The organism is Escherichia sp. E2661 (assembly GCF_004745185.1).
Lineage (GTDB): Bacteria > Pseudomonadota > Gammaproteobacteria > Enterobacterales > Enterobacteriaceae > Escherichia.
In genome coordinates this window covers 70024-95123 of sequence record NZ_PDIG01000037.1, presented here as the reverse complement: position 1 = coordinate 95123, position 25100 = coordinate 70024, and the positions used below count along the sequence as shown (strand labels likewise).

The 25100-nt window shown below is 50.0% G+C and carries 24 protein-coding genes, 6 pseudogenes and 1 riboswitch; of the genes and pseudogenes, 19 read left to right on the top strand and 11 right to left on the bottom strand.

Annotation, left to right across the window (positions count from 1 at the left end; genetic code table 11):
- Positions 1 to 14 precede the first annotated feature (14 nt).
- The 7 genes and pseudogenes from ldtA to pduF all read right to left on the bottom strand — a co-directional run bounded on the left by ldtA (position 15) and on the right by pduF (position 6376).
- Positions 15 to 950 (bottom strand): L,D-transpeptidase, encoded by a 936-nt coding sequence (gene ldtA, locus CRI63_RS19490; protein ID WP_130257618.1) that lies wholly within the window; start codon positions 948 to 950, stop codon positions 15 to 17.
- A gap of 61 nt (positions 951 to 1011) precedes the next feature.
- Positions 1012 to 2091: a nicotinate-nucleotide--dimethylbenzimidazole phosphoribosyltransferase gene (cobT, locus tag CRI63_RS19485; protein ID WP_135520509.1), complete on the bottom strand. Its 1080-nt coding sequence runs from the start codon at positions 2089 to 2091 to the stop codon at positions 1012 to 1014.
- Positions 2092 to 2115: 24 nt separating this feature from the next.
- On the bottom strand, positions 2116 to 2859 hold the full coding sequence (gene cobS / locus CRI63_RS19480; protein WP_130257616.1) for an adenosylcobinamide-GDP ribazoletransferase: 744 nt from the start codon (positions 2857 to 2859) through the stop codon (positions 2116 to 2118).
- Positions 2856 to 3402: pseudogene (gene cobU, locus CRI63_RS19475) on the bottom strand (bifunctional adenosylcobinamide kinase/adenosylcobinamide-phosphate guanylyltransferase). The gene cobS and the pseudogene cobU overlap by 4 nt, the downstream one beginning before the upstream one ends.
- A 134-nt stretch (positions 3403 to 3536) precedes the next feature.
- Positions 3537 to 3971, bottom strand: coding sequence for a cobalamin biosynthesis protein (locus CRI63_RS19470; protein ID WP_135405084.1), 435 nt, complete (start codon positions 3969 to 3971; stop codon positions 3537 to 3539).
- A gap of 217 nt (positions 3972 to 4188) precedes the next feature.
- Positions 4189 to 4364: riboswitch (cobalamin riboswitch) on the bottom strand.
- A gap of 83 nt (positions 4365 to 4447) precedes the next feature.
- Positions 4448 to 5362, bottom strand: a complete 915-nt coding sequence (gene pocR, locus CRI63_RS19465; protein ID WP_135520507.1) for a regulatory protein PocR — start codon at positions 5360 to 5362, stop codon at positions 4448 to 4450.
- Positions 5363 to 5593: 231 nt separating this feature from the next.
- A complete protein-coding gene (gene pduF / locus CRI63_RS19460; protein WP_135520505.1) occupies positions 5594 to 6376 on the bottom strand; it encodes a propanediol diffusion facilitator PduF in 783 nt (260 codons plus the stop codon).
- 514 nt (positions 6377 to 6890) lie between these two features.
- On the opposite strand from pduF, the gene pduA reads away from it, so the two are divergent.
- The 19 genes and pseudogenes from pduA (at position 6891) to CRI63_RS19365 (ending at position 21426) form a co-directional block, all read left to right on the top strand.
- On the top strand, positions 6891 to 7175 hold the full coding sequence (gene pduA / locus CRI63_RS19455; protein WP_001183614.1) for a propanediol utilization microcompartment protein PduA: 285 nt from the start codon (positions 6891 to 6893) through the stop codon (positions 7173 to 7175).
- Positions 7172 to 7984, top strand: coding sequence for a propanediol utilization microcompartment protein PduB (gene pduB / locus CRI63_RS19450; RefSeq protein WP_130216411.1), 813 nt, complete (start codon positions 7172 to 7174; stop codon positions 7982 to 7984). Before pduA ends, pduB begins: the two co-directional genes overlap by 4 nt.
- Before the next feature lie 18 nt (positions 7985 to 8002).
- Positions 8003 to 9667 (top strand): propanediol dehydratase large subunit PduC, encoded by a 1665-nt coding sequence (gene pduC / locus CRI63_RS19445; RefSeq protein ID WP_130259966.1) that lies wholly within the window; start codon positions 8003 to 8005, stop codon positions 9665 to 9667.
- A gap of 9 nt (positions 9668 to 9676) precedes the next feature.
- A pseudogene (gene pduD, locus CRI63_RS19440) lies at positions 9677 to 10346 on the top strand (propanediol dehydratase medium subunit PduD).
- Between the two features lie 14 nt (positions 10347 to 10360).
- Entirely contained in the window at positions 10361 to 10879 is a 519-nt protein-coding gene (pduE, locus tag CRI63_RS19435; protein WP_135385803.1) for a propanediol dehydratase small subunit PduE, read from the top strand.
- A 9-nt stretch (positions 10880 to 10888) separates the two neighbouring features.
- Positions 10889 to 12721, top strand: a complete 1833-nt coding sequence (locus CRI63_RS19430) for a diol dehydratase reactivase subunit alpha (protein ID WP_130257609.1) — start codon at positions 10889 to 10891, stop codon at positions 12719 to 12721.
- Entirely contained in the window at positions 12711 to 13061 is a 351-nt protein-coding gene (locus CRI63_RS19425; protein ID WP_000444000.1) for a glycerol dehydratase reactivase beta/small subunit family protein, read from the top strand. The genes CRI63_RS19430 and CRI63_RS19425 overlap by 11 nt, the downstream gene beginning before the upstream one ends.
- Positions 13062 to 13080: 19 nt before the next feature.
- Positions 13081 to 13356, top strand: coding sequence for a propanediol utilization microcompartment protein PduJ (gene pduJ / locus CRI63_RS19420; RefSeq protein ID WP_001057752.1), 276 nt, complete (start codon positions 13081 to 13083; stop codon positions 13354 to 13356).
- A 23-nt stretch (positions 13357 to 13379) separates the two neighbouring features.
- Positions 13380 to 13802, top strand: coding sequence for a BMC domain-containing protein (locus CRI63_RS19415; protein ID WP_205713432.1), 423 nt, complete (start codon positions 13380 to 13382; stop codon positions 13800 to 13802).
- Between the two features lie 2 nt (positions 13803 to 13804).
- On the top strand, positions 13805 to 14437 hold the full coding sequence (locus CRI63_RS19410) for a phosphate propanoyltransferase (RefSeq protein WP_135405071.1): 633 nt from the start codon (positions 13805 to 13807) through the stop codon (positions 14435 to 14437).
- Positions 14434 to 14925 (top strand): microcompartment protein PduM, encoded by a 492-nt coding sequence (pduM, locus tag CRI63_RS19405; RefSeq protein ID WP_135520502.1) that lies wholly within the window; start codon positions 14434 to 14436, stop codon positions 14923 to 14925. Before CRI63_RS19410 ends, pduM begins: the two co-directional genes overlap by 4 nt.
- 3 nt (positions 14926 to 14928) lie before the next feature.
- Entirely contained in the window at positions 14929 to 15204 is a 276-nt protein-coding gene (locus CRI63_RS19400; RefSeq protein WP_130208669.1) for a EutN/CcmL family microcompartment protein, read from the top strand.
- Positions 15205 to 15215: 11 nt separating this feature from the next.
- Positions 15216 to 16224 (top strand): annotated as a pseudogene (gene pduO, locus CRI63_RS19395) (two-domain cob(I)yrinic acid a,c-diamide adenosyltransferase PduO).
- Positions 16221 to 17607 (top strand): annotated as a pseudogene (gene pduP / locus CRI63_RS19390) (CoA-acylating propionaldehyde dehydrogenase PduP). The pseudogenes pduO and pduP overlap by 4 nt, the downstream one beginning before the upstream one ends.
- Before the next feature lie 10 nt (positions 17608 to 17617).
- The gene (locus CRI63_RS19385) at positions 17618 to 18730 is read left to right on the top strand and encodes a 1-propanol dehydrogenase PduQ (protein ID WP_135520500.1); all 1113 of its coding nucleotides are present in this window, start codon (positions 17618 to 17620) and stop codon (positions 18728 to 18730) included.
- Positions 18727 to 20071: pseudogene (locus CRI63_RS19380) on the top strand (4Fe-4S dicluster domain-containing protein). The gene CRI63_RS19385 and the pseudogene CRI63_RS19380 overlap by 4 nt, the downstream one beginning before the upstream one ends.
- 2 nt (positions 20072 to 20073) lie before the next feature.
- Positions 20074 to 20628 carry a propanediol utilization microcompartment protein PduT gene (gene pduT / locus CRI63_RS19375; RefSeq protein WP_130257601.1) on the top strand — a complete coding sequence of 185 codons (555 nt, stop codon included), beginning with the start codon at positions 20074 to 20076 and terminating at the stop codon, positions 20626 to 20628.
- The gene (gene pduU, locus CRI63_RS19370) at positions 20628 to 20978 is read left to right on the top strand and encodes a propanediol utilization microcompartment protein PduU (protein ID WP_130216389.1); all 351 of its coding nucleotides are present in this window, start codon (positions 20628 to 20630) and stop codon (positions 20976 to 20978) included. The genes pduT and pduU overlap by 1 nt, the downstream gene beginning before the upstream one ends.
- A gap of 4 nt (positions 20979 to 20982) precedes the next feature.
- The gene (locus tag CRI63_RS19365) at positions 20983 to 21426 is read left to right on the top strand and encodes a EutP/PduV family microcompartment system protein (RefSeq protein WP_135520498.1); all 444 of its coding nucleotides are present in this window, start codon (positions 20983 to 20985) and stop codon (positions 21424 to 21426) included.
- Positions 21427 to 21535: 109 nt separating this feature from the next.
- Here the strand turns inward: CRI63_RS19365 and CRI63_RS19360 are convergent.
- The 4 genes and pseudogenes from CRI63_RS19360 to dacD form a co-directional block, all read right to left on the bottom strand.
- Positions 21536 to 21866 (bottom strand): annotated as a pseudogene (locus CRI63_RS19360) (DUF496 family protein).
- A 171-nt stretch (positions 21867 to 22037) separates the two neighbouring features.
- Positions 22038 to 23096, bottom strand: a complete 1059-nt coding sequence (locus CRI63_RS19355) for an FUSC family protein (protein WP_135520496.1) — start codon at positions 23094 to 23096, stop codon at positions 22038 to 22040.
- Positions 23097 to 23298: 202 nt separating this feature from the next.
- Positions 23299 to 23772 carry a DNA gyrase inhibitor SbmC gene (gene sbmC / locus CRI63_RS19350; RefSeq protein ID WP_135520494.1) on the bottom strand — a complete coding sequence of 158 codons (474 nt, stop codon included), beginning with the start codon at positions 23770 to 23772 and terminating at the stop codon, positions 23299 to 23301.
- A 118-nt stretch (positions 23773 to 23890) separates the two neighbouring features.
- Positions 23891 to 25057: a serine-type D-Ala-D-Ala carboxypeptidase DacD gene (gene dacD, locus CRI63_RS19345; RefSeq protein WP_135520492.1), complete on the bottom strand. Its 1167-nt coding sequence runs from the start codon at positions 25055 to 25057 to the stop codon at positions 23891 to 23893.
- Positions 25058 to 25100: the final 43 nt, after the last annotated feature.

The window sequence follows — 25100 nt, the reverse complement described above, 5'->3', positions numbered from 1 at the left end:
ACGTAACAACTATTTTAAAACATCTGCCTGGAACCAGAATTAACTTGCACAGGCATTCCCGATCGACGTTGCAACGCAGCATTTGCGCGATTCACATCAACTTCTTGCCCGTTGATAAATGCCTGCAATGAAGGCGTTACCGGCAATGGCACTTTTCTGTCGGACTCATATTCCGCCCGATTGCGCGATAACGGTTCATGAACTTCCAGCCACTTTGAGCCATCCAGTTCCGTTGTGTATTTCACCGGCTGATCGATAATTTGCACGCGCGTCCCGACTGGAACATTATCGAACAAATACTTTATGTCATCATTGCGCAGACGAATACAGCCCTGACTCACCCGTAAGCCAATGCCAAAATTGGCATTAGTTCCGTGGATGGCATAAAGCCGACCAATATAGATGGCATAAAGCCCCATAGGATTATCGGGACCCGCAGGGACAAATGCTGGCAGGCTCTCCCCTCGTTTCGCATATTCGCGCCGAGTGTTCGGCGTTGGTGTCCAGGTTGGTGCTTCTTGTTTACGTTCAACGGCAGTCACCCAATTGCGCGGCGTTTCACGCCCGGCCTGACCAATGCCGATAGGAAACACTTCCACAGTATTTGTGTCCGGCGGATAGTAATAAAGACGCATCTCAGCGACGTTAACCACAATCCCTTTACGAACAGTGGCGGGCAAAATCAGTTGCTGCGGAATGGTGAGTTGCGAGCCAGACTTCGGCAAGAAAACATCAGCACCCGGATTCGCTTCCAGCATATTACTCAGACCTTGCCCGTACTGTGCAGCAAAGGTTTCCAGCGGCTGGGTATTGTGATCAGGAACCGTTATTGTCAGTGGTTGCCCTACTAAACGGCTACCCTCTGGAGGGAGTGGATAAGTTACCGCCAGACTATTATGGCTGGCAAAAAGCAGAACAAATGAACAAAGAATATTTACACGACGCATCATGTCCCTTTCCTAAGTCGCGAAAGCTATCCGATAAGTATAGCTTTTCTCTGACTTTTCGTTTTTAACTGTTCAATTCAGAAGTCGTCTTTCCCGGTAGAACAATATTACTGGCGGCAAGCTCACCCATGTTGCTGTATATCGCGCAGGCGGCTTCGATGATGGGCATCGCCAGCGCTGCGCCACTCCCCTCACCTAAACGCATTTCCATATTGAGATAAGGCTCCAGCCCCAAATGTGACAGCGCTATACGCGCCCCTTTTTCTGCCGACAGGTGAGAAGGAATGAGATACGGTTTGATTGCAGGACATATCCGGCAGGCGGCAAGTGCAGCGGCGTAAGAAAGAAATCCATCCAGCAACACGGGTAAACCGCAGGAAGCGGCACCTAACATTACGCCAGCCATTCCGACCAAATCAAACCCACCGACTTTGGCCAGCACATCAATACCATCCTGTGGATTCGGTTGATTCAATGTTATTGCCCGACGAACAACATCAACTTTATGCGCCAGTTTATCTGTCGGCAGGTTTGCGCCAATACCGACCACTTCTTCAGGATCGCGTCCAGTAATCGCACTGACTATCGCCGCTGCCGGTGTGGTATTTGCCATACCCAGTTCACCCACACCAAACAGCGTGGCGCCATTTCTCGCTAACTCGCGCGTATATTGTATGACGTCCAGAAGTAACGCTTCAGCCTGACAGGGGCTCATTGCCGGACCCGAGGCAATATTACCGCTACCTCGTGCGACACGCATGTTAATAAGCCCAGGGATAGGCTCAACGGTATCAATCCCAACATCAATCACGTGAACTTTAGCGCCCGCTTGTGCTGCCAGCACACACACACCAGTTGTTCCACGTGTCATATTTTCAGCCTGGATGGCTGTCACTGCTTTCGGAGAAATAGCGACACCTTCATCCCAGACACCATGATCGGCACACATAACCAGCACTGCTTTTTGGCCCACATGAGGCACACCATTCAGTCCCGGCATTCCTGCCAGTTGTACGGCAAGCGCCTCCAGTCTTCCCAGACTACCGACAGGTTTGAGTAACCCGTCAATATGCCGTTGTGCACACGACATAGCGGCAGGATCGATGGCAGGGATCGTATTCAATAATTCGGCGAGTGTTTGCATGTAACGTCTCCTCGGTAATCAGTCTTATAGCAGTGCCAGCAGGAAGACCAGTTCACCAAGCTCTATGGCTGCTCCCAGCGTATCGCCGGTTTGCCCGCCCAGAGTCCGTTTGAGAAGCTGACCGAGGACGAAAATCGCCACCATCGTCACCACCATAGCAGCCACACCATGCATACCTGGCAATAATACGGCAGCAAAAATAGCGGCTAAACCGAGGGTGACACAGGTTTGTCGCCCGTCAATTTTGCCAATGAACACATTACCAAGCCCTTCTTCCCGGGCATAACAATGACGATACATCAACAATGCGGCAGTTCCACGGCTAACCGCACATGCTGCCGCCAGCGATGCAAGGATCGGTTCGCCACGCAGTGCCAACTCGCTTAGCACCAGAATCTTTGCCAGAACCACAAAAATCAGCGCCAGACCACCGTGAGTACCCAAACGGCTATCACGCATGATTTCCAACATGCGATCGCGGCTACGTGCAGAAAAAACGCCATCACAGGTATCTGCGAGGCCGTCCAGGTGGAATCCCCCTGTCATCAGCGCCAGCACCAGCACGCTAAACAGTGCCGCCAGCGGTATGCCACACCATGTCTGCAACGCCATGAAGACCAGTCCACTAATGGCGCCAAGCAATAAACCAATTAAGGGAAAAGTAATGATACCGCGAGAATAATGCTCGAAATCCAGCCCCTGGGACCAACGACGCGGTACAGGCAGACGCGTAATAAAAGAGAGCATCGCCCAAAATAATTTACTCATTTGATTTTTACTCCAATACCCGAAACCACCAGCCATACTTCATCTGCCGCAGCGGCCAACTGCTGATTTACCCGCCCGGCAATATCACGAAAATGTCGCGCCAGACGATTCTCCGGCACAATCCCCATGCCCACTTCATTGGTCACTAATACGACCTTTGCAGTACAACGTTGACAGGCGGCAATCAACGACTGAATCTCACCATTAATCGCCTGCTCCATCGCGTCATAATCCCATTTTTCAGGATCTTTATTGCCGCCATATTCAAACAAAAGATTAGTCACCATTGTTGTAATGCATTCCAGCAACACGGCAGCCTGCGGATTAATGTCTGTGTTAATTAACTCATCAAGATTTTGCCAGCGTTCCACCGTGTGCCAGTGCGCCGGGCGGCCTTGCCGATGGTGTTCAATCCGTGCGGCCATCTCATCATCAAAAATTTGCGAAGTAGCGATATACAGGACCTGTGGAGTGTCCCCAATAAGCGCCTCGGCGTGCCGGCTCTTCCCGCTCCGTGCGCCCCCCCGTCACCAAAATCATCATACGGACTCCCGGTTCAATTGTATGATGGTATTCATTGACCAGAGCAATGGATGTTCCACTGTTACTGACCGTAATAACATTTCTTCGATTAATACTGCGCGTATTAAAAATAAAAATCCAGCATTCTCAATCCATTACGAATGAGGGAGGCATTGTGAAATAGCCCGATTTCCCTGCGTTAACGACCGACGAAATGTGTCATTAGCAACGGTTTCTCTGAATTGACACATTTCATTCAGATAATGGATTAACGCTACAGCCCCACCAGCCGTGCCATTCAGCAAACGAGCATTGTGCTCTGCTATTAAGATTACCGTCACGCCATCAGGCAGAGGGAGCCTTTCTGGTATGAGTGTCCCGCTTTCAGCAATCAATAACAGCACTGAATAATCACTATACGCATCTGATAATGATTGTTCTGGCCCACCGTTAAAAGGCAGGAAACCTTGCTGCCAATCCTCACCGACAAAACAGGTAATAGGCAACATTTCAGCCAGATGTTTAGCGAGTTCAATATCGCCAGATGAGAGGCAAAAAAGAGCTATCGATTCAGGTTTTATCGTTTTCATGACCACCACCCTCCGCTTAGTTTCCTGTAATAACGGTCAGGTTGATATGCCACAAAAAAAGATTGCCACACCATAAGTGCAGCCCTGGCGCCTGTCGACACGACGATGAATGAAATAAATGCTGCCGCCATCCCCTGATCCTTTCAGGGTGGTAGGGGTATAAAGACGCGCCAGTGCTCAACCGGGCGCTTCCAGACAACCCACTTCCCACCGAAGTTGTTGGTATTAACTGACAGGCTGGTCTTCTGGCTTAGCGTCATCCTCCCCCGACCTTCCCGATCTCACGATCAGTGGCATTTTCGGGGTTGTCAGCATTACAGCAGCGGGGGCTGCGAGGGATTTCCACCCTCTTCCCAGGCACAAATGTGCCAAACATGTCAGCGTATGCTATGAGCCGATTTCAATTTTCCCATAACACGTAAATGAATTATTACTGCCAGAGTATATTTAATCATCCCTCATTTTTTACATTGAATTTATGCCGTTTCCGCAGCCGTATTTTCGCTAATTTGGTGACGGTATACCTGCGGCGTTACCTGATAGGTCTGTCGAAAAACTTTGCAAAAATAACTGGTTTGAGAGAAGCCTAAATTACGCGCAATGCTGGCGATGCTCCAGTCACTATGGCACAGCAACTCACGGGCGCTGGCCATGCGTTGTTGGTTTACCCATGCATTAAAACCAATTCCATGATATTTCTTAAACAATTTACTGAAATAATAAGGGCTTAGATAAACATGCGAGGCGACATCCTCCAGGCGTAAATCGTCTGATAAATGCGCATCAATATAGCGCAATGCTTTTTTCATTTTATTATCGTGGGGATTAGACGCACGGGTCTGACGAACTGAATCCGAATGAGGTTTATTCTCTTTAATCACGACAAAATTGAGTTGCTTTTTGAGGCAATTTTCCACAATCAACTTCAACAAATCAGCAGAGGCCATAACTCGCGAGTAATCCATCTCCGGGACTTTGCGAAATTCATTAAGTAATTCGGGATCTGCTTGCCAACGATCATCGACATTCAGAATATCGATCAAATCGACATCACCATTACGCAGGCGGACTTGTCCACACAACACAAAGCCGACTAAATGCCCGGCAATCACCAAAGGAATAGAGAAATCAGTTAATCCTGCATGGCAACGGTAAATACAAGGTTGATCGGATTTAGAAGCTTCCAGGCCTCCACAACGATCGCTCATGCGGCAGCGAGTGCTAAGCTGTGGATGTTGCCGCATCATCTGACAAAACGGGGTGAAGTTAAAAAGTTCGGAAATTTCATCACCGTGGATATTGACCACGACAACCGCAAGGCTGGTCGCCTGCGCAAAATCCTGCGCGATTTTATTAATGAGTTCTGAATTAAGTGTCGCCGCAGAAATCATGATAAAACCTCCCAGTTAATTTATTGTTATTGTAAAAACAATTGTTTTACATTTAATCTTCACATCATCCCTGATGATTTACTGACGAGAAGCACAAAGGACAATAACAAAAGCCTCCATGAAGCGGGAGACTTTTTAATAAGTTCGGAAAGCAGATCACAAACAGTAAAAAAATAAACGTTTATAACCGCCAGGTTATTTTGCTATTCGCGGATATCTTTAGGCGTAACACTATTGACAGGTAAATTTTGTGCAATGAGAAAGCGAATAAATCGCCGCGCCAACGCAGGCACCAATGACCGGGGCAATAATGGGTACAATGAAATAAGGAATATTGCGTCCGCCAGTCATCGCTATTTCTCCCCAACCCGCAAGCCAGGTGAACATTTTTGGCCCAAAATCACGCGCTGGATTCATGGCAAAACCAGTTAATGGTCCAGTAGAAGCACCAATAACAGCAACCAGAATACCAATCAGTAAAGGTGCAAGAGGCCCCTTCGGTACACCGTTGCCGTCATCGGTCAACGCCATAATCAATCCCATCAACATAGACGTGATGACTATTTCAACCAGCGCCGCCTGCCATACATTTATTGCCGCTGCCGGGTAAGTACTGAAGATACTGGCGAGTTGTAAACTTTCTGCACTACCACGAACCATATTGTGGGCAGATTCAAAATCGGTAAACAAATTGCTGTATAAAAAATACGCCAGAACCGCACCACCAAAGGCGCCCGCTAATTGGGCCATACAAAATGGCAGCACTTTACGGCCAGGAAAAGCGGCGAATAACCATAGAGCAATCGTAACCGCTGGGTTGAGATGAGCGCCGGAAATTCCTGCCGTAAGATAAACAGCAAGTGAAATACCTAACCCCCAAATAATACAAATTTCCCACAGCCCCAGACTTGCCCCAGCAAGTTTGAGGGCACACAAACAACCAATGCCAAAAAAGAGGAACAGTCCGGTGCCCAAAAACTCGGCAACGCATTGCGCCTTGAGTGAATCATTCATAGTGACACCTTCTTTGCGGAGTTTGTTTCTTCATCAGCCAACAGAATTGCTGATTGTTGTGTATATCGAGCGCAACTATAAAAAATTGCGCTGCGGAAAATATTGCCAACATTCATGACAGACTCGTGGAAAAATCGTGCTGACATAGCAAATTATTGTCATTGCAGAAGCATCCAACACAGCGTTAATCAGTGTTGAAAGTAATAATTACTGCCAAATTTTCACAATAAAAAATTGTCATCATGACATAATAAAATTTAAACAAATATCACAGTTCCCTTCCGCGAACCAAACCCAACGAAATATTATTCGCGATTAACTCCTTCAGCCAACGCAATTAATTCACATTAAAACCCCCACAAAACAACCAATAAATTAATAACATATAGTATATAAAAGCAATTTTATAATATTTGTCCTCTATTTATTTTTCTCATTGGTCGACTAAGTCAGCCATTCTTTTTCCTCGCTTTTTTTTATAGTCATATCGTCAAAAAATCCAGGCGAGGTCTTTATGCAACAAGAAGCGTTAGGAATGGTAGAAACCAAAGGCTTAACTGCCGCCATAGAGGCCGCAGACGCCATGGTGAAGTCGGCAAATGTATTGCTGGTTGGCTACGAAAAAATAGGTTCCGGGCTGGTGACCGTCATCGTTCGTGGTGATGTCGGGGCTGTAAAAGCGGCAACAGACGCAGGTGCCGCCGCCGCGCGTAACGTCGGTGAAGTAAAAGCCGTACACGTTATTCCCCGCCCACATACCGATGTCGAAAAAATCTTACCAAAGGGAATTAACCCATGAGCAGCAATGAACTGGTCGAACAGATCATGGCGCAGGTCATCGCTCGCGTAGCGACGCCAGAGCATGAGGTTCTCCCGGAAACCACTCATCAAACACGAGAGACGGCTATGGCAGAAAAAAGCTGCACGTTAACGGAATTTGTTGGCACCGCTATTGGCGACACTGTAGGTCTGGTCATTGCGAACGTTGATAGCGCCCTGTTGGACGCGATGAAACTTGAAAAACGCTATCGCTCCATTGGCATTCTGGGTGCACGTATTGGCGCAGGTCCACACATTATGGCCGCTGATGAAGCGGTAAAAGCTACGAACACTGAAGTTATTAGCATTGAACTTCCTCGCGATACCAAAGGCGGTGCCGGACACGGCTCATTGATCCTCTTAGGTGGCAACGATGTTTCCGACGTGAAACGCGGTATTGAAGTTGCCCTGAAAGAACTCGATCGGACCTTTGGCGATGTCTATGCCAACGAAGCCGGACATCTTGAGCTGCAATATACCGCCCGCGCCAGCTATGCACTGGAAAAAGCGTTTGGCGCACCTCTGGGTCGCGCTTGCGGCGTTATTGTCGGCGCTCCGGCCGCTGTGGGTGTTCTGATGGCCGATACCGCGCTGAAGTCCGCCAATGTGGACGTGGTGGCATACAGCTCGCCTTCTCATGGCACCAGCTACAGCAATGAAGTCATTCTGATTATCTCAGGTGACTCCGGCGCAGTCCGTCAGGCGGTCATCTCCGCACGCGAAATCGGTAAAACCGTACTTTCGACTCTCGGCGATACACCGAAAAACGATCGCCCTTCCTACATCTGAATTCCCTGAGGCAGATTCATGAGATCGAAAAGATTTGAAGCACTCGCCAAACGCCCGGTCAACCAGGACGGTTTCGTTAAAGAGTGGATTGAAGAAGGCTTCATTGCGATGGAAAGCCCGAACGATCCCAAACCGTCAATCAAAATTGTTAACGGCGTCGTCACCGAGCTGGATGGAAAACCCGCCAGCCAGTTTGACCTGATCGACCACTTTATCGCCCGTTACGGCATCAATCTCGCGCGCGCCGAAGAAGTCATCGCGATGGATTCGGTAAAACTTGCCAATATGCTGTGCGATCCAAATGTCAAACGTAGCGATATCGTTCCCCTTACCACAGCAATGACGCCCGCCAAAATCGTCGAAGTGGTTTCGCAGATGAACGTGGTAGAGATGATGATGGCGATGCAGAAAATGCGCGCCCGTCGAACACCATCACAACAGGCTCACGTCACCAACGTCAAAGATAACCCGGTACAAATTGCCGCCGACGCAGCTGAAGGCGCATGGCGCGGGTTTGATGAACAGGAAACCACCGTTGCCGTTGCTCGCTATGCGCCGTTCAACGCCATCGCTCTGCTGGTAGGTTCACAGGTAGGGCGCCCGGGCGTGTTGACCCAGTGTTCACTGGAAGAAGCCACCGAACTGAAACTCGGTATGTTAGGTCACACCTGTTACGCCGAAACGATTTCTGTTTACGGCACAGAACCTGTTTTCACCGATGGCGATGACACCCCGTGGTCAAAAGGATTTCTCGCATCATCTTATGCTTCTCGCGGCTTAAAAATGCGCTTTACTTCCGGCTCCGGCTCTGAAGTACAGATGGGTTACGCGGAAGGCAAATCAATGCTTTATCTCGAGGCTCGTTGCATTTACATCACCAAAGCCGCAGGCGTACAGGGACTGCAAAATGGTTCCGTAAGTTGCATCGGTGTTCCATCAGCTGTGCCGTCAGGCATCCGCGCAGTGCTGGCGGAAAACTTAATTTGCTCATCGCTGGATCTGGAATGTGCCTCCAGTAATGACCAGACCTTTACCCACTCAGATATGCGCCGTACCGCGCGTTTCCTGATGCAGTTTCTGCCGGGTACTGACTTTATCTCTTCCGGTTTTTCCGCTGTGCCTAACTACGACAACATGTTTGCCGGTTCAAACGAAGACGCCGAAGACTTCGATGATTACAACGTCATTCAGCGTGACCTGAAGGTTGATGGCGGTCTGCGACCGGTGCGCGAAGAAGATGTTGTCGCCATCCGCAATAAAGCCGCACGCGCTTTACAGGCTGTCTTTGCCGGTATGGGATTACCCCTTATTACCGACGAAGAGGTCGAAGCGGCGACCTATGCCCACGGTTCGAAAGATATGCCAGAGCGCAACATCGTAGAAGACATTAAGTTCGCCCAGGAAATTATCAATAAAAACCGTAACAGCCTGGAAGTGGTGAAAGCCCTGGCGCAAGGCGGTTTTACCGATGTCGCTCAGGACATGCTCAACATGCAAAAAGCGAAACTGACCGGCGATTATCTCCATACCTCAGCCATTATCGTCGATGACGGACAAGTGCTGTCTGCGGTCAATGATGTCAATGATTACGCCGGACCGGCTACAGGTTACCGCCTGCAAGGGGAACGCTGGGAAGAGATCAAAAATATTCCCGGTGCACTTGATCCCAACGAAATTGACTAAGGGTGAGAAATGGAAATTAACGAAAAATTACTGCGTCAGATTATCGAAGACGTGCTGGCAGAAATGCAAACCAGCGACAAGTCCGTTTCATTTCGCGCGCCTGTCGCCTCCACTGCCCCTTCCGCACCGGATGCAGGGAGTTTTTTGACCGAAATTGGCGAAGCCCAACAAGGCACTCAGCAGGATGAAGTCATTATTGCTGTAGGCCCGGCATTTGGCTTGGCGCAAACCGTCAATATCATCGGTATTCCGCATAAAAACATCTTGCGTGAAGTGATTGCCGGTATCGAAGAAGAAGGCATTAAAGCGCGTGTGATTCGTTGTTTTAAATCGTCTGATGTCGCATTCGTGGCGGTCGAAGGCGATCGCCTTAGTGGTTCCGGCATTGCTATTGGTATTCAGTCGAAAGGCACAACGGTTATCCACCAACAGGGGCTTCCCCCTTTGTCTAACCTGGAACTTTTCCCGCAAGCGCCTTTGTTGACGCTGGAAACTTATCGCCAGATTGGCAAAAAACGCCGCGCGTTATGCGAAGCGTGAGTCTCCACAACCAGTTCCGACCCTCAACGATCAAATGGCGCGGCCTAAATACCAGGCCAAATCAGCCATTTTACATATCAAAGAGACGAAGTACGTGGTCACTGGCAAAAAACCGCAAGAACTGCGCGTGACGTTTTAACAAAGGAAACCTTCATGAATACCGATGCAATTGAGTCGATGGTCAGGGACGTGTTGAACCGCATGAACAGCCTCCAGGATGCAGCTCCTGTTTCTGCGGCACCCAACGCGTCAATACAGAGCGCCAAAGTGACGGATTATCCACTGGCAAATAAACATCCAGAATGGGTTAAAACGGCGACCAATAAAACGCTCGACGATTTCACTCTGGAGAATGTCCTCAGCGATAAAGTCACCGCCCAGGATATGCGTATAACCCCTGAAACATTGCGTATTCAGGCCGCGATTGCCAGAGATGCGGGTCGCGATCGTCTGGCGATGAATTTTGAACGCGCTGCCGAGCTTACCTCAGTGCCGGACGATCGCATCCTCGAAATCTACAATGCGTTACGCCCTTATCGTTCGACAAAGCAAGAGCTCATTGCCATTGCCGACGATCTTGAACAGCGTTATCAGGCCAGGATTTGCGCTGCATTTGTCCGCGAAGCCGCCGAACTCTATGTCGAGCGTAAAAAACTGAAAGGCGACGATTAAGGACGAACTATGCGATATATAGCAGGCATTGATATCGGCAATTCATCCACAGAAGTTGCACTGGCGACGCTCAGTACGTCTGGAGAATTGTCGTTCGTGAGCAGCGCCCTTGCGGAAACCACCGGAATCAAAGGTACGTTGCGTAACGTCCATGGCATTCAGGAGGCGCTCGCACAGGCAACGAAAAAAGTCGGCATCAATGTCAGCGATATTTCGCTTATTCGTATCAACGAAGCAACTCCTGTCATTGGCGATGTGGCGATGGAAACCATTACGGAAACCATCATCACCGAGTCAACCATGATTGGTCACAACCCAAAAACTCCGGGCGGAGTGGGACTGGGCGTGGGGCTCACCATCACTCCACAAGAGTTGTTAACACGTCCGGCGGATACACCGTACATTCTGGTCGTGTCATCGGCATTTGATTTTGCCGATATCGCGACCATGATAAACGCCTCCGTGCGTGCCGGATATCAACTGACTGGCGTTATTCTGCAACGTGATGATGGCGTGCTGGTCAGTAACCGCCTGGAAATCCCTTTACCCATTGTTGATGAAGTCCTCTACATCGATCGTATTCCGCTCGGCATGCTGGCCGCGATTGAAGTCGCCGTTCCCGGGAAGGTTATCGAAACCCTGTCTAATCCGTATGGGATTGCCACTGTCTTCGCCCTCAATGCTGAAGAGACTAAAAATATCGTTCCTGTTGCACGAGCACTCATAGGCAACCGTTCTGCAGTAGTGGTGAAAACACCTTCTGGCGATGTTAAAGCCCGTTCGATACCCGCCGGAAACATCGAGCTGCTTTCTGCCGGACGTACAATACGAGTTGATGTTGCTGCTGGTGCCGATGCCATTATGAAAGCGGTCGGCGAGTGCTCAAAACTGGAAAACGTAACGGGAGAACCGGGCACCAACATCGGCGGTATGCTGGAACATGTTCGCCAGACTATGGCGGAACTGACCAATAAACCCAGCCACGAAATTTTTATTCAGGATTTACTGGCGATAGATACCTCTGTTCCCGTCAGCGTAACCGGTGGGCTGGCTGGTGAATTTTCACTGGAACAGGCTGTGGGTATCGCTTCAATGGTGAAATCCGACCGACTGCAAATGGCGATGATCGCCAGTGAAATTAAGCAAAAACTGCATGTTGATGTTCAGGTCGGAGGCGCTGAAGCAGAAGCTGCAATTCAGGGAGCCTTGACTACCCCTGGAACCACACGCCCTCTGGCAATTCTGGACTTAGGCGCAGGTTCTACCGATGCCTCCATCATCAATCAGAAAGGGGAAATGATAGCTACTCACCTTGCGGGAGCGGGCGACATGGTGACGATGATTATTGCCAGGGAACTGGGCTTAAATGATCGTTATCTGGCAGAAGAGATCAAAAAATACCCGTTGGCAAAAGTAGAAAGCCTGTTCCATTTACGCCATGAAGACGGCAGCGTTCAGTTCTTCCCTACTCCGCTGTCCCCTCATGTATTTGCCCGCGTTTGTGTGGTGAAACCTGACGAACTGGTGCCTATTCCCGGCGATTTAACACTGGAAAAAGTACGTGCTGTTCGCCGCAGTGCGAAAGAGCGCGTCTTCGTAACCAATGCCCTGCGCGCGCTACGTCAGGTAAGTCCAGGCGGAAATATTCGCGATATTCCGTTCGTTGTTCTGGTGGGCGGTTCTTCCCTGGATTTCGAAGTACCGCAGTTAGTCACCGATGCATTGGCGCATTATCGATTGGTCGCCGGACGGGGGAATATCCGTGGTAGTGAAGGCCCGCGCAATGCGGTAGCTACCGGGCTACTGATTTCCTGGCACAGGGAGTTGGCTCATGGAAAGTAAAGAACATACGCCCGCTATTGTCGTTACGGAAATAGGTGACTGTATCAGTACATGGAATGAGGTGCTTCTTGGCATTGAAGAGGAAGGTATCCCCTTTCGCATTCAACATATCCCGTCAGGTGAAGTCATCGATAGCGCCTGGCAGGCTGCTCGTCAGTCCCCCCTGTTGGTTGGCATAGCCTGCGACCGGGAAAAGCTGATTGTGCATTACAAAAACTTACCGGCATCAGCGCCACTGTTTACGCTGATGTATCAACAAGATAACCATGCCCGGCGCAGCATCGGCAATAACGCTGCCCGCCTGGTAAAAGGCATTCCCTTCAGGGAATGCCACTCATAATCCACAGGAGAAACGCTGTATGAACAACGCACTAGGACTGGTTGAAACAAAAGGGTTAGTTGGCGCAATTGAAGCCGCAGATGCCATGGTTAAATCCGCCAACGTGCAACTGGTTGGCTATGAAAAGATTGGTTCGGGTCTGATTACGGTGATGGTCCGTGGCGATGTTGGCGCAGTAAAAGCCGCCGTTGATGCAGGAAGCGCCGCCGCAAGCGCCGTTGGCGAAGTGAAATCCTGTCATGTCATCCCGCGGCCACACAGCGATGTTGAGGCCATTTTACCTAAATCTGCATAACCCCATTCGCTAAGGAGCACAGCGTGAAGCAATCACTGGGATTACTTGAAGTCAGTGGTCTGGCACTCGCCATCAGTTGCGCAGATGCTATGGCAAAAGCCGCGTCCATCACGCTGGTTGGCCTTGAGAAGACCAATGGCTCAGGCTGGACGCTCATTAAAATCACCGGTGACGTCGCCTCGGTTAATGCGGCGATCGCGACGGGTGCCAGTTTCGCCGAACAGCGAAATGGCCTCGTCGCACACAAAGTGATTGCCCGCCCGGGTGAGGGAATACTGCCCCGCCCAACAGAAGCAATGAATACGACGGTGGCAGTAAGCGAAACGCCAGCAACAGTCGCCCCCTCAGAGATTATCAGCTGTAATTTGTGTCTTGATCCCGCGTGTCAACGGCAAAAAGGTGAGCCACGTTCACTTTGTCTGCACTCTGATAAGCGAGGGGAGTAGCAATGGATAAACAAACCTTGCAGGAGACTGTTAGCCAGGTTCTGGATGAAATGCGCGAGCGCCCTATCCCTCTGGGCGTTTCCAGTCGCCATATTCATCTTTCAACGGCGGATTATGTGCGCCTTTTTCCTGAACAACCGATCAGCGAGAAAAAGTCATTACTGCAACCTGGTCAATTCGCTGCTGAACAGGTTGTTACGCTGGTGGGACCAAAAGGCAAATTACACAACGTTCGCTTGTTAGGGCCACTACGTAACTCAAGCCAGGTGGAGATTTCCCGGACTGACGCCAGAACATTAGGGATCACCGCCCCGCTACGTATGTCTGGCGATCTCAGCGGCACACCGGGGATTCGTCTGATAAGCCCGTTTGCAGAGCTGGAAATCGCTTCTGGCGTTATTGTCGCACAACGGCACATCCATATGTCTTCGCTTGATGCCCTGATTTATGGCGTTACACATGGCGATAAAGTGGCGGTCGCCATTGAAGGTAATGAACGACGACTGATATTCGATAACGTTGCTGTTCGCGTCTCACCAGATATGCGCCTTGAAATGCATATTGATACCGACGAGGCCAACGCCGCAGGCGCTGATAATCCTGATGTTTTTGCCACGCTGGTGTCGGTGCCATGAATAACAAACTGATGCAACACATTGTTGAAGAAGTGATTTTTCGCCTGAAACAACGTGCGGGGAAAACACTCGCGCTGACGGTTTCGCAACTGCGAGAAGCCAGCGTTAACGAGATAGTTCATCAGTATGCTTCGTTACAAATTCGATACGTCGATTTACCGTTGCTGCGACAACTTGCGGAGAACGAAACGTCCGATCGAGCGGTAATCCACATTCACGAGGCGTTAGCCTGGGGAATACACATTCAATTGTCGTTGCAGAGTCATTTCCTGAACGCCATCAAATTGAAGTCTCTCGCCCATCTACCGCTAACCTGGTGCGACGAACAAGGACAACCGATCTACCTTCATCGTGGTCAACTTTTAAGTTATGCCGACGTAGTGCAGTTATGCGCAGGGATAGTGGTGTTGCAACGGAAATGCTGTGTGACCGCACTTGCGCGTGAAGCGGCAATGACCCGAAACATTCAGTTAATCAGGCAGGAGTAACCCATGCATCTGGCTCGAGTCACTGGCGCGGTGGTATCCACGCAAAAATCACCTTCCCTGGTCGGGAAAAAACTGCTGCTAGTTCGCCGGGTCAGTGCTGACGGCGAATTGCCTCTTACGCCATTAACTGGCGACGAAGTTGCTGTTGATTCAGTTGGCGCTGGCGTCGGTGAGTTGGTACTCCTCAGCAGTGGCTCTAGCGCCAGACATGTTTTTAGCGGCCCCAACGAAGCCATCGACCTGGCAGTGGTCGGCATTGTAGATACGATTTCGCGCTAAGGAGTTGAAAGATGGCGATTTATACCCGCACAGGTGATTCAGGAAGTACGTCTCTATTTACCGGACAACGCGTGAGTAAAACTCATCTACGCGTCGAAGCCTACGGCACACTGGATGAACTGAACGCGACACTCAGTCTGTGTTATTGCGCTACCGCCATCGAAAGCCATCGCATATTGCTGGAAGCCATTCAGCAACAGATATTTTGGTTTAGCGCCGAACTCGCCAGCGAGAGCGAACAACCATCAACAGAGCAGCGTTACATCAGCACGGAGGAAATTGCCGCACTTGAAAAAGCGATCGATAGCGCAATGAGCGCTGTTCCTCCAGTTCACAGTTTCATTCTGCCAGGACGTTGTGAAGCCGCGAGCCGCATGCATTTCGCCCGCACCGTGGCCCGGAGAGCTGAAAGGCGTCTGGTTGAACTGACAACGGAAGCCTCCGTCCGCCATGTTTTGCTGCACTATATTAACCGGCTTTCCGATTGCCTGTATGCCCTCGCCCGCGTGGAAGACAACGTTGCTCATCAGAACCTGATGATTCAGGAAATCACAAAACGTTATCACGCAGCCAACCACACTTCAGCATTGAAGGAACGCACGATGTCGCTCACTTTTCAGGATCTTCATCAGCTCATTCGTAGCGCGGCAATGCGTGCGGATGAACTGCATATTCCCGTTGTTATCAGCATTGTCGATGCCTACGGAACAGAAAGTGTTACCTGGCGGATGCCTGATGCACTGCTGGTTAGCAGTGAACTGGCACCGAAAAAAAGCCTGGACCGCCGTGGCGATGAAAACGGCAACACACAAGCTTACGGATACCGTGCAACCGGGGGCGCCACTTTACGGGCTAGAAAGCCATATGCAAGGCAAAGTCGTCACATTTGGTGGCGGCTTCCCCCTCTGGCGTGACGGAATATTGCTTGGAGGGCTTGGGATTAGTGGTGGTAGCGTTGAACAAGACATGGATATTGCCCAAAGCGCAATGACGGCAATTAACGTGGGAGAAAACCAATGAATAACTCTGAATTAGAAACACTGATCCGCAATATTCTGCGCGAGCAGCTAGTCCCCACGACATCACAAACGCAAAAAAACGGTATTTTCCAGACTGTCGATGAAGCTATCGGCGCTGCACACCAGGCCTTTTTGCGTTTTCAACAATGTCCGCTTAAGACTCGCAGCTCCATTATCAGCGCCATTCGCGAAGAATTAACGCCCCGTCTTACAGAACTGGCGGAAGAGAGCGCTAACGAAACGGGAATGGGAAATAAAGAAGATAAGTACTTAAAAAACAAAGCGGCACTCGATAACACACCTGGTATTGAAGATTTAACCACCACCGCACTGACCGGTGATGGTGGCATGGTTTTGTTTGAATACTCCCCGTTTGGAGTTATTGGCTCGGTCACGCCAAGTACCAATCCCACGGAAACCATCATTAACAACAGCATCAGCATGCTGGCAGCTGGTAATAGCGTCTACTTCAGTCCACACCCGGGAGCCCAAAACGTCTCGCTGAAATTGATCGCCATAATCGAAGACATCGCGTTTCGCTGTAGTGGCATTCATAACCTGATCGTTACTGTATCTGAACCGACCTTTGCCGCAACCGAACAGATGATGGTGCACCCTAAAATCAGCGTTCTGGCGATTACCGGCGGTCCGGGCATCGTCGCCATGGGAATGAAAAGTGGTAAGAAAGTGATTGGTGCCGGTGCGGGTAACCCTCCCTGCATCGTCGATGAAACAGCGGATATTGTGAAAGCCGCCGAAGACATCATTAACGGCGCGTCATTTGATTACAACCTGCCATGTATCGCTGAAAAAAGCCTGATTGTCGTGACCTCAGTGGCAGATTATTTGATTCAACAGATGCAAAGTTTTGGCGCCCTTCTTCTTAGCCATGAACAAACTGAAAAAATTGCGTGCTGTTTGCCTGCCAGACGGCGTCGCCAACAAAAAACTGGTCGGCAAAAGTCCCTCAGCCTTACTGGAAGCAGCAGGCCTCCCTTTACCAGCAAAAGCGCCCCGCTTGCTGATTGCCGTTGTTGACGCCGATGATGGTTGGGTTACCAGCGAACAGCTAATGCCAATGCTGCCCATTGTGAAGGTCAACGATTTTGACAGCGCCCTCACACTGGCGCTGAAAGTGGAAGACAGTTTGCACCACACGGCAATAATGCATTCACAGAACGTCTCACGGCTCAACCTTGCCGCGCGCGTTATGCAAACTTCAATCTTTGTCAAAAACGGTCCTTCCTGGGCTGGTATTGGCGTCGGCGGCGAAGGTTTTACGACCTTCACCATTGCTACACCGACCGGAGAAGGGACAACGTCAGCCCGGACTTTTGCCCGCTCACGACGCTGTGTATTGACCAGTGGCTTTTCCATTCGCTAGAGAAACGGAAATGAATACTTTTTCACTGCAAACGCGTTTATACATCGGACCGGGAAGTCTCAAAGTGCTTAGTCGTTTTACGAATAAGCACATCTGGATTATTTGCGACGCTTTTCTGGCGCGATCGCCGTTGATTGATACCTTGCGCCTGGCGCTACCCGACAGCAATCGCCTCAGTATTTTTAGCGAAATAACGCCCGATCCAACTATCCAGACAGTGGTAAAAGGCATCACTCAGATGCAAACTTTACGCCCGGATGTGGTTATCGGTTTTGGCGGCGGCTCTGCACTGGATGCCGCAAAAGCGATTGTCTGGTTTAGTCGCCAGTGTGCTATCGAAATTGAAACCTGCGTAGCCATCCCCACCACCAGCGGCACTGGTTCAGAAGTGACCAGCGCCTGTGTCATCAGCGATCCTGAGAAGGGAATTAAATATCCCCTTTTCGATGATGCACTTTATCCGGATATCGCAGTCCTCGACCCCTCGCTGGTCGTCAGTGTGCCACCCGCGATAACGGCCAATACCGGAATGGATGTTTTAACCCATGCGCTTGAAGCCTATGTTTCTCCCCGCGCCAGTGACTTCACAGATGCAATGGTCGAAAAATCCATGCAAATTGTTTTTCGTTACCTGCCCACTGCAGTGAAGAAAGGCGATTGTCTTGCCACCCGCGGTAAAATGCATAATGCCTCTACACTTGCAGGAATTGCCTTTAGTCAGGCCGGACTGGGATTAAATCATGCGATTGCCCATCAACTCGGTGGGCAGTTTCATTTGCCCCACGGTCTGGCGAATGCGCTCCTGCTGACGTCAGTTATTCGTTTTAATGCTGGCGATCCTCGCGCCGTCAAACGCTACGCCCGGCTGGCTAAAACGTGTCATTTATGCCCGGACAATGCCAATGACACCGCAAGCCTGAATGCACTCATTCAACATATTGAACAGCTCAAAAAAGCGTGTTCAATACCGACTCTCGCCAATGCTCTGAAAGAAAAAAGAGCAGAATGGTCATCACGTATTCCCGATATGGTTCAGGCGGCGCTGGCGGATGCTACATTGCGTACCAACCCACGTGTGGCTGATGCCAATGCTATTGCCGAACTGCTTGAGGAGTTGTTATGAACGTCGAGTTTACATCCTGCGACGGTCAGACGATCCACGAGCGAGTACAAGCAGCAGGCGTTGTTGGTGCTGGTGGAGCTGGCTTTCCGACACATATCAAGCTACAAGCACGTGTTGATACGTTCCTGGTGAATGCGGCGGAATGCGAACCGATGCTGAAAGTGGACCAGCAGTTAATGGCGCAGCAAGCCAGTCGCCTGCTTCGCGGCGTTCACTACGCGATGAAAGCCACCGGGGCCAGTAGCGGAATCATCGCGCTGAAAGAAAAGTATCAACTGGCAATAAACGCACTCACGCCACTGTTACCACCTGATATCCGCCTGCATATTTTGCCCGACGTTTACCCCGCAGGAGACGAAGTGCTGACCATCTGGATGGCAACTGGTCGCCGCGTTCCACCCGCTGCGTTACCCGTTAGCGTCGGCGTAGTCGTCAATAACGTCCAGACTGTGCTGAATATTGCCAGAGCCGTTGAGCAGCAGTATCCGGTAACGCGCCGCACGCTAACCGTTAATGGTGCAGTTGCTAAACCCGTAACGGTGACCGTTCCCATAGGGATGTCTTTACGCGAAGTACTGGCGCTGGCGGGAGGCGCAACGGTAGATAATCCTGGTTTTATCAATGGCGGTCCGATGATGGGGAGTTTGATCACATCGCTCGATACGCCAGTCAGCAAAACCACTGGCGGCTTGCTGGTTTTACCCAACTCTCATTCACTGATCCAACGTCGAATGCAGGATGACCGCAGCGTACTTGCCGTCGCGAAAACCGTTTGTGAACAATGCCGCTTATGCACCGATCTCTGCCCACGTCATTTAATCGGTCACGAACTGTCACCGCATTTGTTAGTTCGTGCGGTTAACTACCAACAGCTCGCTACGCCGCAACTGTTACTGACAGCGCTCACCTGTTCGGAGTGCAACGTCTGCGCCAGCGTTGCCTGCCCGGTAGGTATTTCACCCATGCGCATAAACCGCCTGCTTAAGCAGGAACTACGCGCAAAAAACCTCCGCTACGAAGGCACCTTAAACCCTGCGGATGTCATGGCAAATTATCGACTGATTCCCGTAAAACGTCTGGTAACCAGACTGGGCTTAACCCCGTGGTATCAGGACGCGCCATTGTCTGAACACGTACCACAACCCGAAAAAGTGACGTTATTGTTACGCCAGCACATCGGTGCCAGCGCAATTGCGTGTGTACAAAAAGGCGAATTGCGTCGTTCGTGGGCAATGCGTGGGGCAAATTCCACACGGCACATTAGGTGCCCCTATTCATGCCAGTATTGATGGCATGGTCAGCGATGTGACAGAAAACGCGATTACGCTTGTGAGAGGTTAACCATGTCAAAAGCGGTAGGTATTTTAGAACTTAGTAGTATCGCGAAAGGGATGGAAACCGGCGATGCCATGCTGAAAAGTGCCAACGTTGAATTACTGGTCAGCAAAACGCTTTGCCCCGGTAAATTTCTGCTGATGCTCGGCGGCGATGTCGGTGCAGTACAGCAAGCCATCAACAGCGGCGCTTCCCTTGCAGGTGAAATGCTGGTCGACAGTCTGGTCCTTCCTAATATTCATCCCACTATCCTGCCCGCAATCAGCGGTCTGAACCATGTTGACCAGCGACGGGCTGTCGGTGTAGTCGAAACCTGGAGTGTAGCGGCCTGCATTGACGCTGCCGATTGTGCAGTGAAAGCGGCAAACGTCACGCTCGTACGGGTACATATGGCCTTTGGTATTGGCGGTAAATGCTACATGGTAGTGGCAGGCGATATTTCTGATGTTAATAACGCGGTATCTGTCGCCAGCGAGCGAGCGGGGGAAAAAGGTTTGTTGGTCTATCGCTCAGTAATTGCCCGTCCGCATGAAGCCATGTGGCGTCAGATGGTGGAGGGATAATGTCACCTCAGCACACGACTGAACGAATGATTCAGGAATATGTCCCCGGTAAACAGGTCACGCTAGCACATGTTATTGCAAATCCTGGAAAGGATCTGTTTAAAAAATTAGGCTTACCGGACACCGTTTCCGCTATTGGCATTCTGACGATTACCCCCAGCGAAGCATCTATCATCGCGTGCGATATCGCCACAAAGTCAGGCGCTGTAGAGATTGGTTTTCTTGATCGTTTTACCGGCGCGGTAGTTCTGACTGGCGATGTTTCTGCTATCGAATATGCACTTAGCCAGGTTACCCGCACGCTGGGCGAAATGATGCGCTTTACCGCCTGCCCCATTACCCGGACCTGACTCGATGCAACGTATGATGCTCATCGGACCCAGCCAGTGCGGAAAAACGTCACTCACGCAATGCCTGCGCGGGGAGAATATTCAGTATCAGAAAACGCAGGCCATCGTCTGGTCACCGGCCACCATTGACACTCCCGGGGAATACCTCGAAAACCGCAGTCTTTACAGTGCGCTGCTGGTCAGCGCCTGTGAAGCAGACATTATCGCGCTGGTGCTTAATGCGGACGCGCCGTGGTCCCCTTTTTCGCCAGGCTTTACCACGTCAATGAATCGCCCGGTCATTGGGGTAGTCACCAAAGTGGATTTAGCCAGTGAAGAACAGATATCTTTGGTGAAATGCTGGCTACGGGAAGCCGGAGCACGAAAGGTGTTAATGACCAGTGCGGTAAATAACATCGGGGTTGCAGAACTTCTTGCCTTATTGCATACAGAAGAAGGCTGTCGTTAAGCCAGAAATTTCAATATGAAATGAGATGGGAATGATGACTTACAACAGTGAGAAAAGAATCAATGAACAATGAGGATTGCCCGGCAATCCTCATTGAATAAAGTAGAAATTACTTCGCTTCGCCGTTTTTCATTTCGCCCATAGCTTTCAGCTTTTTGGAGATATCGCGGCGTTCTTTGGAGAGCTCAGCATTTTTGATGATGTAATCATCAACACGATCTTCATAGTCGCCTTTCATGCTGGCGATGATGCCCTGAATTGCTTCAACGCTCATACCAGGTTTGATGTAGTCGCTCAGGTTGTCGAGCAGCAGGACACGTTTCTGGTTGTCACGGATCTTTTTTCTCAACGTCCTGGATTTCACGTTGCAGTTTGTTCTTACGGCGGAACAGACGAACAAATTCCAGCACGTCCTGGAATGAAGGCTTGGTAGTTTCCATTTTTATACCCCTGATAATGTGAGAGTCGGATTCGTTTAAGCAACCGCTATTCGTTAGGGCCAACATTACTCATAGCTGCCGCAGATGACAATGCTTTTATCCCTATTCACTATCATACCCTTTATCCTTGCTGAATCGAAGCAGCAGCAATTTGATTCTGAAGGTCGGAATTTATTTGCGCAAAGCCCGACAAATCAGATTTGACAGCAACTCCAGTTGATGCGCCGTTTCCATGTTTAGCCATACATAGCCATAAATCGGCGTCTCAACGACTTTCAGATCATGATGATTAGCGAGCAACTGGCGCAACTCTTCCACAGCATCGTTCAATTTTTCTGTATTAGCAAAAACCGGCTGTGGATTACCTTCGTACAGGGCATGAACAAGAGCCAGCACTATTTGCTGCATCATTTGCTGTGTGTCGCGCAGTTTTTGCGCATTCAGTAGCACGAAATGACTGGGCCTCGTGGCCCAGTAAGCATTGATTTGCAGCTCCAGCATACAAACCAGATTACGGTTAATCGTCTGGATACCTTCATATATCGATTTTGGAATACGGGTTTCTTTGCTGGCGGGAGCAATCAGCCCACGCATTTTCACGGCATCGGTCAGGAGTTTTTGTAGATGGCTTTCCAGACGTGGGCGTTCGAGTAAGTTTGGTGAGAATGCTGATTGATAGACCCGATTATATTCGGTCAGACTTTTCGCCAGTTGAATGCGCCAGTGGATGAACGCCCGTTGTGGCCAGATACCGGTAAACAACATTGCCAGTAAAGAGCCGAGGATCACATCGCCGCTTCGCCATAATGCCGTATCAATTTCACCTGTCGGGGAACCAACAACAATCGCCAGCGTCACACCAATCAATAAGCCTTGATAAGGTTTCTTGCCCAGCGCCAACCAACCGCAAAGGAACATCGCCGCCGCGCACCAGACCAACATCAGAGGTAACGAAATTAACTCCAGTTGCAGGGCTATAAGACCTAAAATCGAGCCGAACACCGTACCGCCAATACGTTCGAATGCTCGAGGGACGACGTTACCCCAAAACGAGATAGGCCCCATGATCACCACCATAGTGACCAGTGGCCAGGTGCTTTCCGGGATAGTAAACAGGCGAATAATGAGAAAAGTCAGCAGGAATGCTAGTGCGACGCGAGTACCATGCACGATACGGTAATGACGGTACACACGAATTTCAAACGGACTAAGGCACTTATCAGCTCGCACGCTGGAACTCCGTAAAATAAGGATGAAGTTAACTCAGAACGATTACCGCGGCCAGACACTAAACCAGGTGTCCAGCCGACTTACAAAAAGTAATCAGGAACATTCCCGAAGGGATTATCAGAAGTCTGAAGGTCAATTTTACCCTTTTACATGACGAAAAACAGCGAAGCAACCAGGTTAACACCCTGTTGTTGCACCAGCATTAACCCATTTTCGGCTGCACTGCGACATACATTTCAATATCCCAATAGCCGTCTTCCGCTCCGTTATTAAGATAAACTTCGAAACAGGGCTTAGGTGACATCTGATAAGCACTGTCTTGCAAGAGAGTATTAAAAAACTGATACCATGGCGTAGAAAAATCATCGCCTTCTACGCGAGCAACGGCGACCGCATATTGCCCACCGGAGATTTCCGTCAGGATCACGCCTTCATTGTTTTCCGGTAGAGTGAAGTTGTTCTCCAGGGAAACCACCGTGTCACAACGTAACTTTTCGGCGGGTGTTTCATCTGGGTTATCGTAATAGACGGCGATCCATTCCTTAGGCACAACTTTTTTGTTGTCTACCCACATCATCAACTGCTCAAAACCTTTCTTCACCGTTTGTTCCCACGGGCCAACGAGATGGAAACCTGCAACGGTACGTTTATCTTCCTGCTTAATCTCGTAGTTCATGACGCCTCCACATACACTGTTTTTTTGTACAGTGTATTTTGCAATGTAAATACCACAAGGAATGAGTGTTGATTATGCGAGCAGACTCGCACTCCTGCCAGTCGGCGCTAAATAAAGGTCAGGATTTATGGTGGAAATAATCGCTCAATCTGGAAAACATACCGCCTTCACCGACAGACTCCAGGGTAACCAATGGCCAATGCGCAACCAATTTATCGCGGTCGTACAGCTCAATTTCCCCTACCCGCTTGTGAGCAGCAATTGGCGCAGTTAGTTCTTTACCATCAAGGGTATATTTTGCTTTGATATTAGGGATCTCCGCTTTCGGCAGCACCATCCAGAACTCTTGTTCCGTTCCCAGTGCGATGTTTTCTTTATCACCATACCAGATGCGTTCCGTACCGACCTTTTTCCCACGGTGCAAAATTTGCACCGTAGTAAAGTTTTGCTGCCCCCAACGCAGTAATTTTCTAGCCTCTTCTTCGCGAGTCTTTGCGCTGTCGGCCCCCATTACCACTGCAATGAGACGGCGTTGCCCATCCACCGCCGAAGCAATGAGATTAAACCCGGCCCCGGATGTATGCCCGGTTTTCAGGCCGTCAACGTTCATGGTTTTATCCCACAATAGCCCGTTTCGGTTTTGCTGGGTGATGCCGTTCCAGGTAAGGCTTTTTTCGCTGTACATATGGTAAAACTCAGGTTCGCCGTGGATGATGGCGCGAGAAAGCACGGCTAAATCATAGGCTGAGCTATGCTGGCCCGGCGCATCCAGACCGTGAACCGTTTCAAAATGGGTATCCTGTAAATGCAACTTTTCAGCGTAATTGTTCATCATTGTGACGAACTGCCGTTGCCCCCCGGCAATATAATCTGCAAGCGCCACACAGGCGTCATTGCCGGAATCCACAATTAATCCACGGCTTAAATCACGTACCGATACGCGATCGCCCTCTTTCAAAAACATCAATGAAGAGCCGACAAAGACCGGATTATCTTTCGCCCACGCATCGCGTCCCACAGTGACAATATCGTCTGGTGTTATGCGATGGCTATCGATAGCGCGATCGACGACATAGCCCGTCATTAGCTTAGTCAGGCTGGCAGGGTTACGTTGTTGGTGCTCATTACCCGCCGTGAGGATCTGTCCGGTTGTGTAATCCATCAAAACCCATGATCCCGCATGAATCTCCGGAGGTTGGGGTGAAAAGGGAATATTTTCCGCCGCAAAACCAGACGATAAATTAAAAACGAACAAAGAAGCAGCAACAATAAGACGGCGTTTCAACAGCAAATCCTCAGGTGTTTCCAATAGCTGTTCTTTTTACGGA